Source organism: Janthinobacterium lividum, assembly GCF_011601275.1.
Lineage (GTDB): Bacteria > Pseudomonadota > Gammaproteobacteria > Burkholderiales > Burkholderiaceae_D > Janthinobacterium > Janthinobacterium lividum_E.
The window spans coordinates 245532-258729 of sequence record NZ_JAAOLY010000006.1 but is presented as its reverse complement, the minus strand read 5'-3'; the positions used below and the strand labels follow the sequence as shown (position 1 = coordinate 258729).

Sequence of the window (13198 nt, the reverse complement as noted above, 5' to 3'; positions counted from 1 at the left end):
TACTCCAGGCGTCAAAAAGACACAGGATGATGCTGTATTGCATCATTTTTGCCCTGGCCCATCTATATTTTTGCGATTTCCTGCCGTTAAAGACAGACGAGTCCCGATTATCTATCCTGTTATCAAAGCGATCAGTCCATGCAGAGCAGCATCTTTCCCCGTTGGTCCGTGATCGCGTGCGCCGCCGCCAGCCTGGCCTTGCCGCCTGTGGTGGGCGCGGCCGAACTGGGTGAGATGGCCGTGCTGTCGCATGTGGGCCAGCCCCTGCTGGCCGAGATCGAACTGACGGCCCTGGCGCCCGAGGAAGTTAAGGGCGTGGCCGTGCGCCTGGCTTCGCCCGATGTGTACCGGGGCGGCGGCATCGGCATGGACCAGGCCTTGCAAACCTTGACGATCAGTCCGCTGGAGCGCGGTGGACGCCAGTATGTGCGTGTGGCTACGCGGCAAGCGATCCAGGCGGGTCACGTGCATTTGTACTTATTGTTGGGCAATGGCAATGGCGCCGTCGTGCGCCTGGCTACCTTGTGGCTGACACCGGCGCCGCCCGCCGCCGTTCCCGTCAGTGCGCCAGTCCGGGCTGCCGTTCAGACGCCCGTGCCAACGTCGTTGCCGTTACCACGTCCTGTCCCCTTGGCGCCGTCGCCCGACGCCGCCGCACTGGCGGCCCGCGCGCGGGCCGAGGGCCTCGTGCGTCCGGCGCGCGTGTTCGTGCCGCCGCCCGCCGCGCCCGCGCCGGCGGCTCCCGTGTTGCGTCCGGCGCCGGTGCACCGCGCCACGGCGCCCGTGGCCGCCTGTGCGCCGCAAGCTGATATGGAGCAGGCGCAAGCGTGCGTGGCGCTCGATGAGAAAAACACGGCCCTCAATGCAAAGCTCGGCGAATTGGAAGGCAAGATCGGCGCCTTGCAAAAGGCGCTGGCGCTGCCGGCTGCCGCCGCCATTGCGCCAGCCGCCGCGCCGGCCGAAGCGCAGGCGCCCCATGCCAAGCCCAAGCCTCTGCACGCGGCGCCCGCCGCTGACAAGGACAAGAAGGCGGGCGGCAACGGCCTGTTGTGGCTCGGTATCGGCACCTTGCTCTTCCTGCTGTTGACGGCAGTCATCGTGTATGTCGTGCGCAAACGCAGGCAGGCGACGGGTCCTGGCGCGCCGTCGAAATACTGGGTCTTGCTGCGAAAACCATTCGGCCGCAAGAAGAAGGATGTGCCCGTGCTGACGGAGGCCGTGGAAGAGGGAGGGGCGGCCGAGCCGGAACCGGAGCCGTTCTCGCGTTAAAGAGATGGCAAGGCGGCGCCGAAATTTGATATAAAAAAAGATATTGAAAAAATACATGGAAACGCTGGCCAATCGCGTTGCCTATTTCTTAAAGATGGTGATATGATTAATTCAGTGGACTTGCTCTACGACAAAACAGCCCCAGCCTGGCGCAGTCACCAACGATAGTGTGGCGCGGCAAACCAGGTGTAGCGTTGCATAAACGCCTGGGTCTGGAAGCGGTTCGCGATGCCGACGATGTGCTCGCGAACGCCGGATGCAACCGGCAGCGAGGCGACGCCAGGAGATACCTGGGGCTCGCCTTCCACATTCCCGCCTCCTTGCTTCCGGGCATGGCGGCAGACGTAAAAAAAGCACCCGCGGGTGCTTTTGTCGTTTCTGGCGCGGCAAGCTTTACATGCGTGCGCGCGAACCCTGCATGGCGTTCGGCAGCTGCGTCATCCATGGTTCCGTGATGGCGCGAATTTCGCGGTCATTGGCCAGGATTTGCTTGAGCAATTCGATCTTGCGCAGGCGCGAGGCGCCGGCCAGGGCGGGCACCTTGCCTGTCATGGTCGCGCTGGCGGCGCTGGCGCACTGGTTTTCCAGGGTATCCAAGCCATCCCAATCATTCGAACGTGCGGCCACGACCATTTTATTGGTCATTCCTGCAATATTTTCATACATCGAAAGAACGTCGTTGGAAGTCATGAGCACACCCGTAACTAGTGAATGGATTACCGCTTGTCCAGATTAACGGCAGGTCCTAGGGGAACTTGAGGGTGTTTTTGAAAAAAAAGTGAAAATAATTTAGATGATTGCTTAGCTGCTGCCGGAATCGCCCGCCAAGCCGCATGGATGCCGGGTTGACGATTCCGGCAGCGGTGGACTTATTTGACGAGTTCTTCCAGTCCAGCGCTCAGTTCGGCTGGCGGGGGCATCTTGTCGACCAGCACCGAGGGCGGCAAACCGAGCGCTTCGGCCACGTTGCCGGGGTAGCAGGCGATGATTTCTTCATGGCTCAGCGCGTTTTCTTCGATGCGGGCGCGCCAGGCGGCCAGGTGGATGATGGCGGCCAGGCGGTTCAACGGCGCCTTGGCCAGCGGATCGGGAAAGGCGGCGATGGCGTCGGCAAAGACGGCAGGGAACTTCCACCGGCGCGCCAGTTCGGCGCCCACTTGCGCAAAGTCATAGCCCAGCGATACCCGCTCCGCGTCGAGCCGGCGCGCGTCAAGCGGCGGGGCGATCTTGTCAAGCTGCATGGCTTGCTCGGGCATGGCGGCATGGATCACCAGTTGTCCGATCGCATGCATCATGCCGATGGTGAACGCCAGGTCCTGGTTGTCGCCCGTCTGTCTGGCGATCCAGCGGGCCGACACGGCGCTGTGCAGGCTGTAGCGCCAGAACTGGGGCAGGTTCAATCCGGGCACGGTCTTGTAGCCGCTGACCAGGCCCGAACTGATGACGAGCGTGCGCACGGTTACAAAGCCGAGCATCAGCACGGCGTCTTCCACCGTGCCGATGCTGCGCGAGACGTGGTAATAGGCCGAGTTGGCCAGCCGCAGCAGCTTGGCGCTCAAGGCCGGGTCCGCTCCCAGCTGGCGCGCGATGTCTTCGGTGGAGCTGGCGGGGTTGTCGAAACTGCGCACCAGTTCATCGACGATCTTCGGGGCGGCAGGCAGGGCATGGGGTTGCTGGAACAGCGCTTCCAGTTGCATGGCAATCTCCTTGGCGTTCGCGCGGCATGGGGTCGTGAAACTATATGCCGATTTTTTGTGTGCATGCAAAAAAATTGCGGGACGCTCTTTTCATGGGAAACAGGCTATGATTTTGACTATTCCATCGAAAGGATCGCCATGCACGGTTTGCGTTTTTCCTGGGCCCGGACACCAGTCCAGGCTGCCATCGTCCTCGCCCTGGCCGGCGTCTCGCTGACCGGTTTGCCAGTCCAGGCGCATGGCCAGCAAGCGGCGGCCGCCGCTGTGCCTGCTGTCCCCGCTGCCGCCACGGTCTTGCCTGGCGACGATTTCTATGATTACGTGAATGGCGACTGGCTGCGTAATACGGAGATTCCCGCCGACCGCAGCAGCTGGGGCTCGTTTGCCATCCTCGCCAACGCCACCAACGAGCGCATCATTGCTCTCGTCGAAGGCCTGGCGGCGGCGCCGCAGGCCGATGCCTCGGCGCGCCAGGTCAGCGATTTTTACCGTTCCTGGATGGATGAAGCGGCTATCGAAGCGAAAGGCTGGACGCCGATCAAGCCGCTGCTGAAGAAGATCGATGGCATACGCGACCAGGCTGGACTGGCCCGCGCGCTGGGCGAGAGCCTGCGCGCCGATGTCGATCCGCTCAACGCCACCAATTTTTATACGGAAAACCTGTTCGGCCTATGGGTGGCGCAAGACTTGAACGACACCACGCGCAATGTGGCCTATCTGCTGCAGGGCGGACTGGGCTTGCCCGACCGCGCCTTTTACCAGAGCGACAGCGCCCGCATGCAGGGCTTGCGCACGGGCTACCAGGGGCATATCGCCGCCATGCTCAAGCAGGCCGGCTACAGCGATGCGCCGGCCCGCGCCGCGCGCGTGTTTGCGCTGGAGCAGCAAATTGCCGCCAGCCACGCCAGCCGCGAGGATTCGGCCGATGTCGCCAAGGGCAATAACGCGTGGCGCGCCGCCGACTTCGCCAGCAAGGCGCCTGGGCTGGACTGGAAAGCCTTCTTCCAGGCGGCCGGCCTCGGCAAGCAGACGGATTTCATCGTCTGGCATCCGTCCGCCATGACGGGCAGCGCCGCACTGGTGGTTAGCGTGCCGCTGGCCACGTGGAAGGATTTCCTGGCTTTCCACGCGATCAACCATTTCAGCACTACCTTGCCGAAGGCGGCCGCCGACCTGCGCTTTGCTTTCTATGGCAGCGCCCTGAGCGGCACGCCGCAGCAGTCGCTCCGCAGCAAGCGCGCGCTGGCCGCGACGAATGCGGCCTTGAGCGACGCCGTCGGCAAGCTGTACGTGGAGCGCTATTTCCCGCCTGAGTCGAAGGCCCGCGTGCAAGACATGGTGACGAATATCGTCGCCGCCTTCTCGCGCCGCATCGACAAGCTGGACTGGATGGCGCCGGCCACCAAAGCGCAGGCGCAGGAAAAACTCAAGACCCTGTACGTGGGTGTCGGCTATCCGGAACGCTGGGAAAATTATGCGGGCTTGCGCGTCGTGCGCGGCGACGCGCTGGGCAATGTGCAGCGGGCGGAGCAGTTCCATTACCAGCAGGAACTGGCCAAGCTGGGCCAGTCTCCCGACCGCAAGGCCTGGGCCATGCCGGCGCAGCTGGTCAATGCCGTCAACCTGCCGCTGCAAAATGCGCTGAATTTCCCGGCCGCCATCCTGCAGCCGCCGTTCTTCGATCCTACAGCGTCCGACGCGGCCAACTATGGCGGCATCGGCGCCACCATCGGCCACGAGATCAGCCATAGTTTTGACGACCAGGGCGCGCAGTTCGACGCCCAGGGCAAGCTGCGCGACTGGTGGACGCCAGCCGACCTGGCGCATTTCCAGGCCGCCTCCAAGCAACTGGTGGCGCAGTTCGCGGCCTACAAACCATTTCCCGATCTGGCCGTGAGTGGCCAGCTGACCCTGAGTGAAAATCTGGCCGACCTGGCTGGCGTGGCGGCCGCGCATGACGCGTTCACCCTGTCGCAGCAGGGCAAGCCGGCGCAGCCGGGCGTGGACCGCGATTTCTTCATCGGTTACGGCGTCAGCTGGCGCAGCAAGGCGCGCGAAGCGGCGGCGCGCCAGCAAATCCTCACGGATGGCCACGCGCCGGCGCAATACCGCGCCGCCACCGTGCGCAACCTCGACGCCTGGTACCCGGCCTTCGACGTCAAGCCGGGGCAGCAGCTGTACCTGGCGCCGGAACAGCGCGTGCGCGTCTGGTAGCAGATGATGACGGTGCCGGCACGCAGCGCGCCGGCACCGTAAAATGGCGGAACATATCGACAGGACCGCCATGAAGCCGACCCCACCGCAAGATCAGCAAGACCCCATCCACGCCATCACCGGGCGCACCCTGGCCCATTACGACGCCAGCGCCGAGCAGTTTTTCGAAGGCACGCGCGACCACGACGTCAGCCAGAACATCAGCGCGCTGCTGAACGCCATCGGCAAGCCGGCGCCTTTGGCGATTCTCGACCTCGGTTGCGGCCCTGGCCGCGATCTGAAGGCGTTCACGGCCATGGGCCACCACGCCACCGGTGTCGATGGCTGCCCCCGCTTCGTCGAGATGGCGCGCGCCTACAGCGGCTGCAGCGTATGGCAGCAGGATTTCGTCAACCTCGATTTGCCCGCCGCCCACTTCGACGGCGTGTTCGCCAATGCCGTGCTGTTCCACGTGCCCAGCGCCGTTCTGCCCGGCGTGCTGCGCGCCTTGTATGCCTGTCTGAAGCCGGGCGGCGTGTTGTTCAGCTCGAATCCGCGCGGGCAGAACCAGGAGGGCTGGAACGGCGCGCGCTACGGCAGCTACCACGACGAAGCGAGGTGGGCCGCGTACGTGCAGGCGGCCGGTTTTACCCTGGTCGAGCAATACTATCGTCCCCCCGGCTTGCCGCGCGAGCAGCAGCCGTGGCTGGCGACGGTATGGCGCAAAGCGGGTTGATTGCGCGTAATTAGCTGATTTTTGGCATGTGTTAGGGACCGTACATAGTTTTTGCAACCTCAAGCGTAGTATGGATACATCGACACGCAGCAAGCAGTTTGCAACAGCGTGTGAGCCGCAGTACCGGCCCTTCGGGGCAGGACAACAGATGTACCAACTACAGTGAGGATTTATCATGAACAAAGATCAAGTCGAAGGTAAACTGAAGGAAGTCGGCGGTAAAATCCAGGAAGCCGCTGGCAAGGTCGTCGGCAGCGAAGAACAGCAAGCCAAGGGCCTGGCAAACCAGGTCGAAGGCAAAGTGCAGAAGAAGGTTGGCGATGTGAAAGACGCGGTGGAAACCGTCACGCGCAAGCCGTAATCTGACGCACGCAAATAAAAACCGCCGCCTGTCGCGAGACAGGCGGCGGTTTTTATTTGCGGGCGCGCTTTACTTCGCTGCGCCCAGGTTCTGCTTGAAGAACATCTCGATTTTCTTGTACACGTGGCGCTGGCCTGCGCGCGACGAGATGCCGTGTTTGGCGCCCGGGTAAGTCATCAGGTCGAACTGCACGCCGCGGTTCACCAGCGCGTCGATCAAGCGCGTGCTGTTGCTGAACAAGACGTTGTCGTCGGCCATGCCGTGCACCAGCAGCAGCGGCGACTTCAAGCCGTCGAGGTGGGCGAACACGGTGCTGGCCTTGTAGCCTTCCACGTTTTCCTTCGGCATGCCGAGGAATTGCTCCGTGTAGTGGGTGTCGTACAGCGACCAGTCGGTCACGGGCGCCACCGAGACGCCCATGGCGATCTTGTCCGATGCTGCCGACAGCAAACGCAGGGTCATGAAACCGCCGTAGCTCCAGCCGAATACGCCGATGCGTTTGGCATCGACGAAGCTTTGCTTGCCCAACCAGTCGATGCCCACCAGCTGGTCGGCCACTTCGGCCGCGCCCAGGTTGTGATAGATGGCGTCCGTGAACGCGCGCTCGCGGCGCGACGAACCGCGGTTATCGAGGCGGAAGACGACAAAGCCCTGCTGCGCCATGTACTGGTCGAAGTTGTTGCCCCAGCGGCGAGCCACGTGCTGCGAGTGCGGGCCGCCATACGTCGACAGGTAGACGGGATAGCGTTTGCCCGCGTCGAAGTTCGACGGTTTCACCAGCGAGTAATGCAAGGTCTGACCATCGTTGGCCTTCAGTGTGCCGTACTCGGTCGGCAGGTGGTCCGCCTTGTACTTGAAATACGGGTGGCTGGCGTTCAGCGCGTTTTCTTCCAGCCAGCCCACCATGGCGCCGTCCGGGCGGCGGATGCTCACTTGCGGCGGCGTGGCAGGGTCGGAATATGTGTCAACGAAGACTTCGCCATTGCGCGAGAACGTCGTGTCGTGCCAGCCGTCGGCTTTCGTCACGCGCTGCGGCTTGTCGGCCGTGCTGCCGTCCAGCGCCAGGGCGTAGGTCTGCTTGTCGATCACGGCGTCGCGGTTCGACGCGACAAACACTTTACCGGTTTTCTGGTTCACGGCCAGCACGCTGTCGATGCCCCATTCGCCGGAAGTGACCGGGTGCAGCAGCTTGCCACTCATGTCGTACAAATACAGATGATTGCGGCCCGTGCGCTCGGACGACCACAGGAAGGTGCCGTTCGACAGGAAGCGCAGGTCGTCATGAATGCTGACCCAGGTCTTTGACGTTTCCGTCAGCAAGGTGCGCTGCGCCAAAGTACCGGCATCGACGGCGACCAGGTCGAGGGTCTTCTGGTCGCGCGATTGGCGCTGGTACACCAGGGACTTGCTGTCCGCGCTCCAGTCGGCGCGCACCAGGTAGATGTCCGGGTTCGCACCCAGGTCCACCTGGCGCTGCGCGCCCGTTTCCGGCGAGACGATCAGCAGCTGCACCAGCACGTTCGGGTCGCCGGCGGCAGGGTAGCGCTGCTCGACGACGTCGGTGCGGTCGGCGAAGATTTCAAAGCGGCGCACGACGGGCACGGGCGCTTCGTCATAGCGTTTATAGGCGATGGCGGAATCGTCGGGCGCCCAGTAGTAGCCGGTGCGCTGGCCCATTTCTTCCTGCGCCACGAATTCGGCTTCGCCGTTGCGGATCGTGCCCTTGCCATCGGTCGTCAGCTGGCGTTCCTGGCCCGACTTCAGGTCGATCACATAGATGTTTTGATCGCGCACGAAGGACACGTAGCGGCCTTTCGGCGAGATTTTCGGATCGAGCACATTGCCCTTGGCGACCAGGCGCGCCTTGTCCGGGTGGGCCGCGTCGACCAGGTACAGATTGCCGGCCAGCGGCACCAGCAGCTGCTTGCCATCGGGCGACCAGCTGTAGCTGAGAATGCCGTTCAGGCTGGCCGTGCGCTCGCGTTCGCGGCGCGCCTGCTCTTCGGGCGAAATCGTTTCATTCGGCACCAGCGCCTTCGAGTCGACCAGGCGGTGCGTGCTCTTGTCCTTCAGCTTGAATTCCCACAGGTCGAGCTGGAACTGGTTGTCGGCGCGGCCGCGCAGGAACGTGACGCGCTCGCCATCGGGCGAGACCTTCAGGTTGCGCACGCCGGGGCCGGCCAGCGCCGGATCGGCGTGGATGCGTTCCAGGGTCAGCTTTTCAGCCGATGCGGGAACGCTGGCCATCGCGGCCAGAAAACAAAGAATAAAACGCATGGATGTCTCGGTAGTTGGAAGAGTGAAGGGCACTGCATGCATAGGCGAACTTGAGCGTTGCCTAAGCGTAAGACGATACCAGAGCGTGCCTCTTTATGCGATAGCTCCTGCCACGGAATAAAACGTTTCTGGCCGCATTTCCTTCGTCAAAAGTATCTAACAGCCACCCATTCCATGGCGCTATACCTAGTTCAGGCTAATATCGACCCTGCGATGACGGTCAGGCACGCGCCGCCTATCCAGGCGTGGCCATCGCGGAAGCTGATGGACACGCGGCCGTCGCGCTGCAGACAAGTGCCCTGCCGCACCGTGTAGTCGCCGCCCGCCAGCAACTGCGCGATGCAGGCGTTGGCGCTGCCCGTGACGGGATCTTCCACCAGCGCGCCATGCTCGCTGAGCAGCGCGCGCACTTCGTAATCGGCTGGCCTGCCCCCGGCGTGCGGGCCATACAGCGCCAGGCCGTCCGCTCCGGCTGCGGCCAGCAAGGCCGTCAGCGCGGCGATATCGGCATGCACGGCCAGGCAGTCGGCGGCGCTCGCCAGCGGCACGCACAGCCAGCGTATGCCCATTTCGACGACGGTGCCGGCAGCGGCGGGCGTGCCGCCCAGCGCGGTTTGCAGCAGCGGCAGCAGAGTGGGTTCGAGCGCGTGCGTGGTGCACGGCGGCGCCTGGAACGCCAGCACGCCGCCCGCCTGCCGCTCGATCTGCACCAGGCCGACGCCGCATTCCTGCACGATGCGTGCGCCTTTCGGCTGCATGCCCGCATCGAGCAGGGCGTGCGCCGTGCCCAGGGTCGGATGGCCGGCGAACGGGAATTCCATCTCGGGCGAAAAGATCCGCACGCGGTAGTCGGCTGCCCGGTCGCGCGGCGCCAGCACGAAGGTGGTTTCCGACAGGCCCGTCCAGCGCGCAATCGCCTGCATCTGCGCGGTATCGAGACCGTCGGCGTCGAGCACCACGGCCAGCGGATTGCCCGAGAAGGGCACCGTGCTGAAGACATCGACTTGCCTGAAGGGGCGTTGTTGCGGCATGGTGGCTTCCTTGTTGGCTTATCGGGCCGCGCGCAGGCGCTGCAGCGACAGCCGGTTCAAATACCAGGTCAGCAGTACAGCGGCCACCGTCAAGCCCGTGACGAGGCCGATCCAGAAACCGGCGGCGGCCATCGGCTCGGCCGGCGACCAGATGAAGCCAGCCGGCGCGAGGCCCAGCACATAGCCGATCGGCAGCGAGAAGCCCCAGAACGCCAGCAGCTGTATCAGCATCGGCTGGCGCGTCACCTTGTAGCCGCGGATGGCGCAGGACGTGGCCACCTGCGTCGCGTCGGACAGCTGGAACAGGGCGGCGAACAGCAGCAGCTGCGCGCACAGCGCCTGCACCTGCGGGTCGGACGTGTAGGCTTGCGCGATCTGGTGGCGGAAGATGGTGATGACGGCGGCCGAGACGATGGCCGCCGTCAGCGACATGGCCACGCCCACCCACGAGATGAAGCGCGCGCGGCGCAGATTGGCTTCGCCCACGGCGTGGCCCACGCGCGTGACGAGCGCGATGCCGAACGTGAGCGGCACCATGAAGACGACGGACGAGAAGTTCAGGGCGATCTGGTGCGCCGACACCTGGATCACGCCGAAGCGGGCTACCAGCAGGCTGATGACGCCAAAGGCGCTCACTTCGGCAAAGTAGGTGACGCCGATGGGCAGGCCCAGGCGCAGCATGGGACCGATGGACGAGCGCTGCGGCCATTCCCAGTGCGTGAACGGATACGTGGCGCGGTAGACGGGCGCGATCTTGATCCAGGCCAGCATGGCCAGCAGCATCATCCACACGCAGCAGGTGGTGGCTACGGCGCAGCCCACGCCGCCCAGTTTCGGCATGCCCCAGTGGCCGTAGATCAGCAGGTAGTTGACGAAAATATTCAGCGCCAGCGCGGCCAGCGCGATCACCATCACGGGCTTGGTCTGGTTGATGCTGGTGCTGTAGCCGTACAGCGCGCGGTAGGCGGCGAACGGCGGCAGCGCGCAGCTGATGATGTGCACGAAGAGCTTGGCCTTGGCCGCTACAGCGGGTTCGAGCATCAGGTGGTCGAACACCAGCGCCGCCATGTTCGTCAGCAGGCAGGCCACCAGGCCCACGAGCAGCGCCTTCCACAGCGACTGGCGCACGATGTGCGGCACCTTGTCGTGGCGCGCGGCGCCGATTTCATGCGCCACCAGGGTATTGATCGCCATCATGATGCCGCTCACGGTGACGAGCACGATGGACCAGATGGCCGCGCCCAGCGACACGGCCGCCAGTTCCTCGGGGTTCGTGTGGCCCGTCATCGCCACGTCGGCCGCGCCCATGCCGACGGTGGCCAGCTGGCCGATCAGAATGGGCCAGGCCAGCTTCCACAGCGACGAGACTTCAGTGCGGATGGCGGGCAGGGTGAACGAGGTAGTGTGTGGCATGGCGGCAAGCTTGACTAAACACAAGATTCTACCGGCATTCGCCGTGCTTGTCCGCCGTGGCGCCCAGGGCGCTCGGGCACGGTAATCATTTGTTACAGCTAAGTGGGCCAGTCGCGGATAGACTGCGCGTTCTATTTGGCAAAATGACCAAATAGTCAACCGCAGTACCCTGACTATGGAGTAAGACCATGTTGAAGAAAGCCTTGAACTGCGCCCTGTTGCTGGGCGCCGCCATGACGGCCGAACTGGCCGGCGCCGGCGAACTGACCCTGTATTCGCGCGACGATTATCACGGCCGCTCGCACACCGTGCGCGATGCCGTCGCCGACCTGGAAGACGTCAATTTCAACGACACGACGCAAAGCATCCGCGTGCGCTCGGGCCGCTGGGAAGCGTGCGAGGAAGCCGATTTCCGCGGCGATTGCTTCCTGCTCTCGACGGGAGAGTACCCGTCGCTCGATGGCCATGCCAACAAAATCACATCGCTGCGCGAAGTACGCGGCGGCTGGGATGGTCATCCGGGCCGCGATCGTGACCGGGATAGGGATCGGGATCGTCACTGGGACCGTGACCGGGAGCACGGCCATTTGCCAGGGCGCTCGCTGGGCGGCGAACTGACCTTCTATACGCGCGACGATTTCGCCGGCCGCAGCTTGAGCGTGCGCAACGCTTCAGCCGACTTGCGCGAGCGCGACTTCAACGACACGGTGCAAAGCGTGCGCGTGCGCTCCGGCTATTGGGAAGTGTGCGAGGACGTGGGCTTCCGCGGCCGTTGCCGCACCTTGCAACCGGGCGAGTACGCGAGCCTGGAGCGCATGAGCAACCGCATCTCGTCGGTGCGCGAAGTGCGCTGATGCGGGGCAGCTAGTACGCCAAGTGGCAATAAGCGGCTCCCGCAGGAGCCGCTTATTGCTTTTAGTAACAATTTATTGTGCTTTTCCCATACTTTGTTACACCGTTTTTTCTGCGGATGGCTACACTGACATCAGTTGTCATGTCGATCATGCATTTACCTTGACCGACCTTGGATAGCGTTGACGACCTTTCGCGCGGGCTGGCACTTGTTACAATGGCATCCTGGCGTTTTGGCCAGGCAAATCATCACCAAAGAATGAAGAATGGAGTTAATCATGACGGGCCCTTTCAAACATACGCTGGCATGCGCGGCCACCTTGCTGCTCTCGCTGGGGGCCCATGCGGCCGCCCATGCGGGCGATATCACCTTGTTCGAAGACGTTGATCTGCGTGGCCGCGCAGTGAACCTGCGCGAGACGACGGATGATCTGTCGCGCATGGGCTTCAACGACAAGGTGTCGAGCATCCTGGTGCGCTCGGGCACGTGGGATGTGTGTACCGATGCCGGTTTTCGCGGCAATTGCCGCACCCTGGGGCCAGGCGAATACCGTTCGATGCCCGGCATGAACGACGCCATCAGTTCGGTGCGGGAGTCGGGCCGCGGCGATGGCAACAATCCGGGACGCCCTGGGCGCGATCCCGACCGGGGTCATGGCGGCTATGGCCGTGGCGGCACCCTGGAAGTGTATTCGGGAGCAGGCCAGAATGGCGGCTCGGCGCGCCTGAACCGCGACACGGACGATTTCGTCAATATCGGTTTCAACGACCGCACCAGCAGCATCGTCGTCTATAACGGCTACTGGCAGCTGTGCAGCGATTCGAACTACAACGGCGTGTGCCGCATCTTCGGCCCTGGCCGCCACGATGACCTGGGACGCGGCCTCGATGGGCGCGTCTCGTCGGCGCGCATGGTCGACGAGCGCGAAGCACGCCGCCAGCAGCAGTACGATAACCAGTACCAGAGGCCGCAATACGACCAGCCGCAATATCCGCAATACCAGCAGCCGCAGTACCAGCAGCGCGGCGCCGTGCTGCTGTTCCCCGAAGCGGGCATGCGCGGCGAACCGCTGGCGCTGGACCGCAATGCCGAAGACCTGGTGCGCTATAACTTCAACGACCGCGCCTCGTCCATCGTCGTCAACGAGGGCCAGTGGGAAGTGTGCAGCGATTCGAACTTCCATGGCCGCTGCGAAGTGATCGGGCCGGGCGAATACGGCCGCCTGAACGCCATGGAAAACCAGATTTCCTCGCTGCGACGCGTACGCTGATTCCTTCCTGACCCAGTGTTGACAGGCCGCCTGCCGGGTTGATCCCGCCAGGCGGTTTTTACATTCGCTGCCGTGCGCTGACATTTGCTTGCCCTTTG

General features: G+C 63.7%; 12 protein-coding genes. 6 read left to right on the top strand and 6 right to left on the bottom strand.

The genetic code is table 11. From position 1 onward, the window contains the following. Nucleotides 1-138: 138 nt before the first annotated feature. The gene (locus GYK42_RS11855; protein WP_166447667.1) at nucleotides 139-1269 is read left to right on the top strand and encodes a type IV pilus assembly protein FimV; all 1131 of its coding nucleotides are present in this window, start codon (nucleotides 139-141) and stop codon (nucleotides 1267-1269) included. 155 nt (nucleotides 1270-1424) lie between these two features. Here GYK42_RS11855 and GYK42_RS11850 read toward each other — a convergent pair whose 3' ends face one another. The 3 genes from GYK42_RS11850 to GYK42_RS11840 form a co-directional block, all read right to left on the bottom strand. Beyond that, the gene (locus tag GYK42_RS11850; RefSeq protein ID WP_161911801.1) at nucleotides 1425-1577 is read right to left on the bottom strand and encodes a hypothetical protein; all 153 of its coding nucleotides are present in this window, start codon (nucleotides 1575-1577) and stop codon (nucleotides 1425-1427) included. Nucleotides 1578-1662: 85 nt separating this feature from the next. Continuing rightward, nucleotides 1663-1914, bottom strand: coding sequence for a flagellar protein FliT (locus GYK42_RS11845; RefSeq protein WP_240943561.1), 252 nt, complete (start codon nucleotides 1912-1914; stop codon nucleotides 1663-1665). Nucleotides 1915-2138: 224 nt separating this feature from the next. Next, nucleotides 2139-2966: an HDOD domain-containing protein gene (locus GYK42_RS11840; protein WP_166447665.1), complete on the bottom strand. Its 828-nt coding sequence runs from the start codon at nucleotides 2964-2966 to the stop codon at nucleotides 2139-2141. Between the two features lie 138 nt (nucleotides 2967-3104). On the opposite strand from GYK42_RS11840, the gene GYK42_RS11835 reads away from it, so the two are divergent. The 3 genes from GYK42_RS11835 to GYK42_RS11825 all read left to right on the top strand — a co-directional run bounded on the left by GYK42_RS11835 (nucleotide 3105) and on the right by GYK42_RS11825 (nucleotide 6256). Continuing rightward, nucleotides 3105-5180 (top strand): M13 family metallopeptidase, encoded by a 2076-nt coding sequence (locus GYK42_RS11835; RefSeq protein ID WP_166447664.1) that lies wholly within the window; start codon nucleotides 3105-3107, stop codon nucleotides 5178-5180. Nucleotides 5181-5250: 70 nt separating this feature from the next. Next, the gene (locus GYK42_RS11830; RefSeq protein ID WP_166447663.1) at nucleotides 5251-5895 is read left to right on the top strand and encodes a class I SAM-dependent methyltransferase; all 645 of its coding nucleotides are present in this window, start codon (nucleotides 5251-5253) and stop codon (nucleotides 5893-5895) included. Between the two features lie 175 nt (nucleotides 5896-6070). Beyond that, on the top strand, nucleotides 6071-6256 hold the full coding sequence (locus tag GYK42_RS11825) for a CsbD family protein (protein WP_034759763.1): 186 nt from the start codon (nucleotides 6071-6073) through the stop codon (nucleotides 6254-6256). 69 nt (nucleotides 6257-6325) lie between these two features. Here the strand turns inward: GYK42_RS11825 and GYK42_RS11820 are convergent, their stop codons facing one another. The 3 genes from GYK42_RS11820 to GYK42_RS11810 all read right to left on the bottom strand — a co-directional run bounded on the left by GYK42_RS11820 (nucleotide 6326) and on the right by GYK42_RS11810 (nucleotide 10977). After that, the gene (locus GYK42_RS11820) at nucleotides 6326-8533 is read right to left on the bottom strand and encodes a S9 family peptidase (protein WP_166447662.1); all 2208 of its coding nucleotides are present in this window, start codon (nucleotides 8531-8533) and stop codon (nucleotides 6326-6328) included. A 191-nt stretch (nucleotides 8534-8724) separates the two neighbouring features. After that, on the bottom strand, nucleotides 8725-9564 hold the full coding sequence (locus tag GYK42_RS11815) for a PhzF family phenazine biosynthesis protein (protein WP_166447661.1): 840 nt from the start codon (nucleotides 9562-9564) through the stop codon (nucleotides 8725-8727). An 18-nt stretch (nucleotides 9565-9582) separates the two neighbouring features. Then, complete coding sequence (locus GYK42_RS11810; protein WP_166447660.1) at nucleotides 9583-10977, bottom strand: MATE family efflux transporter; 1395 nt, start codon at nucleotides 10975-10977, stop codon at nucleotides 9583-9585. Between the two features lie 188 nt (nucleotides 10978-11165). Here GYK42_RS11810 and GYK42_RS11805 point away from each other — a divergent pair, with 188 nt between their 5' ends. Both GYK42_RS11805 and GYK42_RS11800 read left to right on the top strand, forming a co-directional pair. Next, on the top strand, nucleotides 11166-11831 hold the full coding sequence (locus GYK42_RS11805; RefSeq protein WP_166447659.1) for a beta/gamma crystallin family protein: 666 nt from the start codon (nucleotides 11166-11168) through the stop codon (nucleotides 11829-11831). Between the two features lie 276 nt (nucleotides 11832-12107). Then, nucleotides 12108-13100, top strand: a complete 993-nt coding sequence (locus GYK42_RS11800) for a beta/gamma crystallin-related protein (protein ID WP_052755878.1) — start codon at nucleotides 12108-12110, stop codon at nucleotides 13098-13100. Nucleotides 13101-13198: the final 98 nt, after the last annotated feature.

Coding starts and splice junctions, on each gene's coding strand:
- GYK42_RS11815 (WP_166447661.1), bottom strand. CDS start 9,564: ATGCCGCAACAACGCCCCTTCAGGCAAGTCGATGTCTTCAGCACGGTG.
- GYK42_RS11800 (WP_052755878.1), top strand. CDS start 12,108: ATGACGGGCCCTTTCAAACATACGCTGGCATGCGCGGCCACCTTGCTG.
- GYK42_RS11810 (WP_166447660.1), bottom strand. CDS start 10,977: ATGCCACACACTACCTCGTTCACCCTGCCCGCCATCCGCACTGAAGTC.
- GYK42_RS11820 (WP_166447662.1), bottom strand. CDS start 8,533: ATGCGTTTTATTCTTTGTTTTCTGGCCGCGATGGCCAGCGTTCCCGCA.
- GYK42_RS11830 (WP_166447663.1), top strand. CDS start 5,251: ATGAAGCCGACCCCACCGCAAGATCAGCAAGACCCCATCCACGCCATC.
- GYK42_RS11855 (WP_166447667.1), top strand. CDS start 139: ATGCAGAGCAGCATCTTTCCCCGTTGGTCCGTGATCGCGTGCGCCGCC.
- GYK42_RS11825 (WP_034759763.1), top strand. CDS start 6,071: ATGAACAAAGATCAAGTCGAAGGTAAACTGAAGGAAGTCGGCGGTAAA.
- GYK42_RS11845 (WP_240943561.1), bottom strand. CDS start 1,914: ATGACCAATAAAATGGTCGTGGCCGCACGTTCGAATGATTGGGATGGC.
- GYK42_RS11805 (WP_166447659.1), top strand. CDS start 11,166: ATGTTGAAGAAAGCCTTGAACTGCGCCCTGTTGCTGGGCGCCGCCATG.
- GYK42_RS11835 (WP_166447664.1), top strand. CDS start 3,105: ATGCACGGTTTGCGTTTTTCCTGGGCCCGGACACCAGTCCAGGCTGCC.
- GYK42_RS11840 (WP_166447665.1), bottom strand. CDS start 2,966: ATGCAACTGGAAGCGCTGTTCCAGCAACCCCATGCCCTGCCTGCCGCC.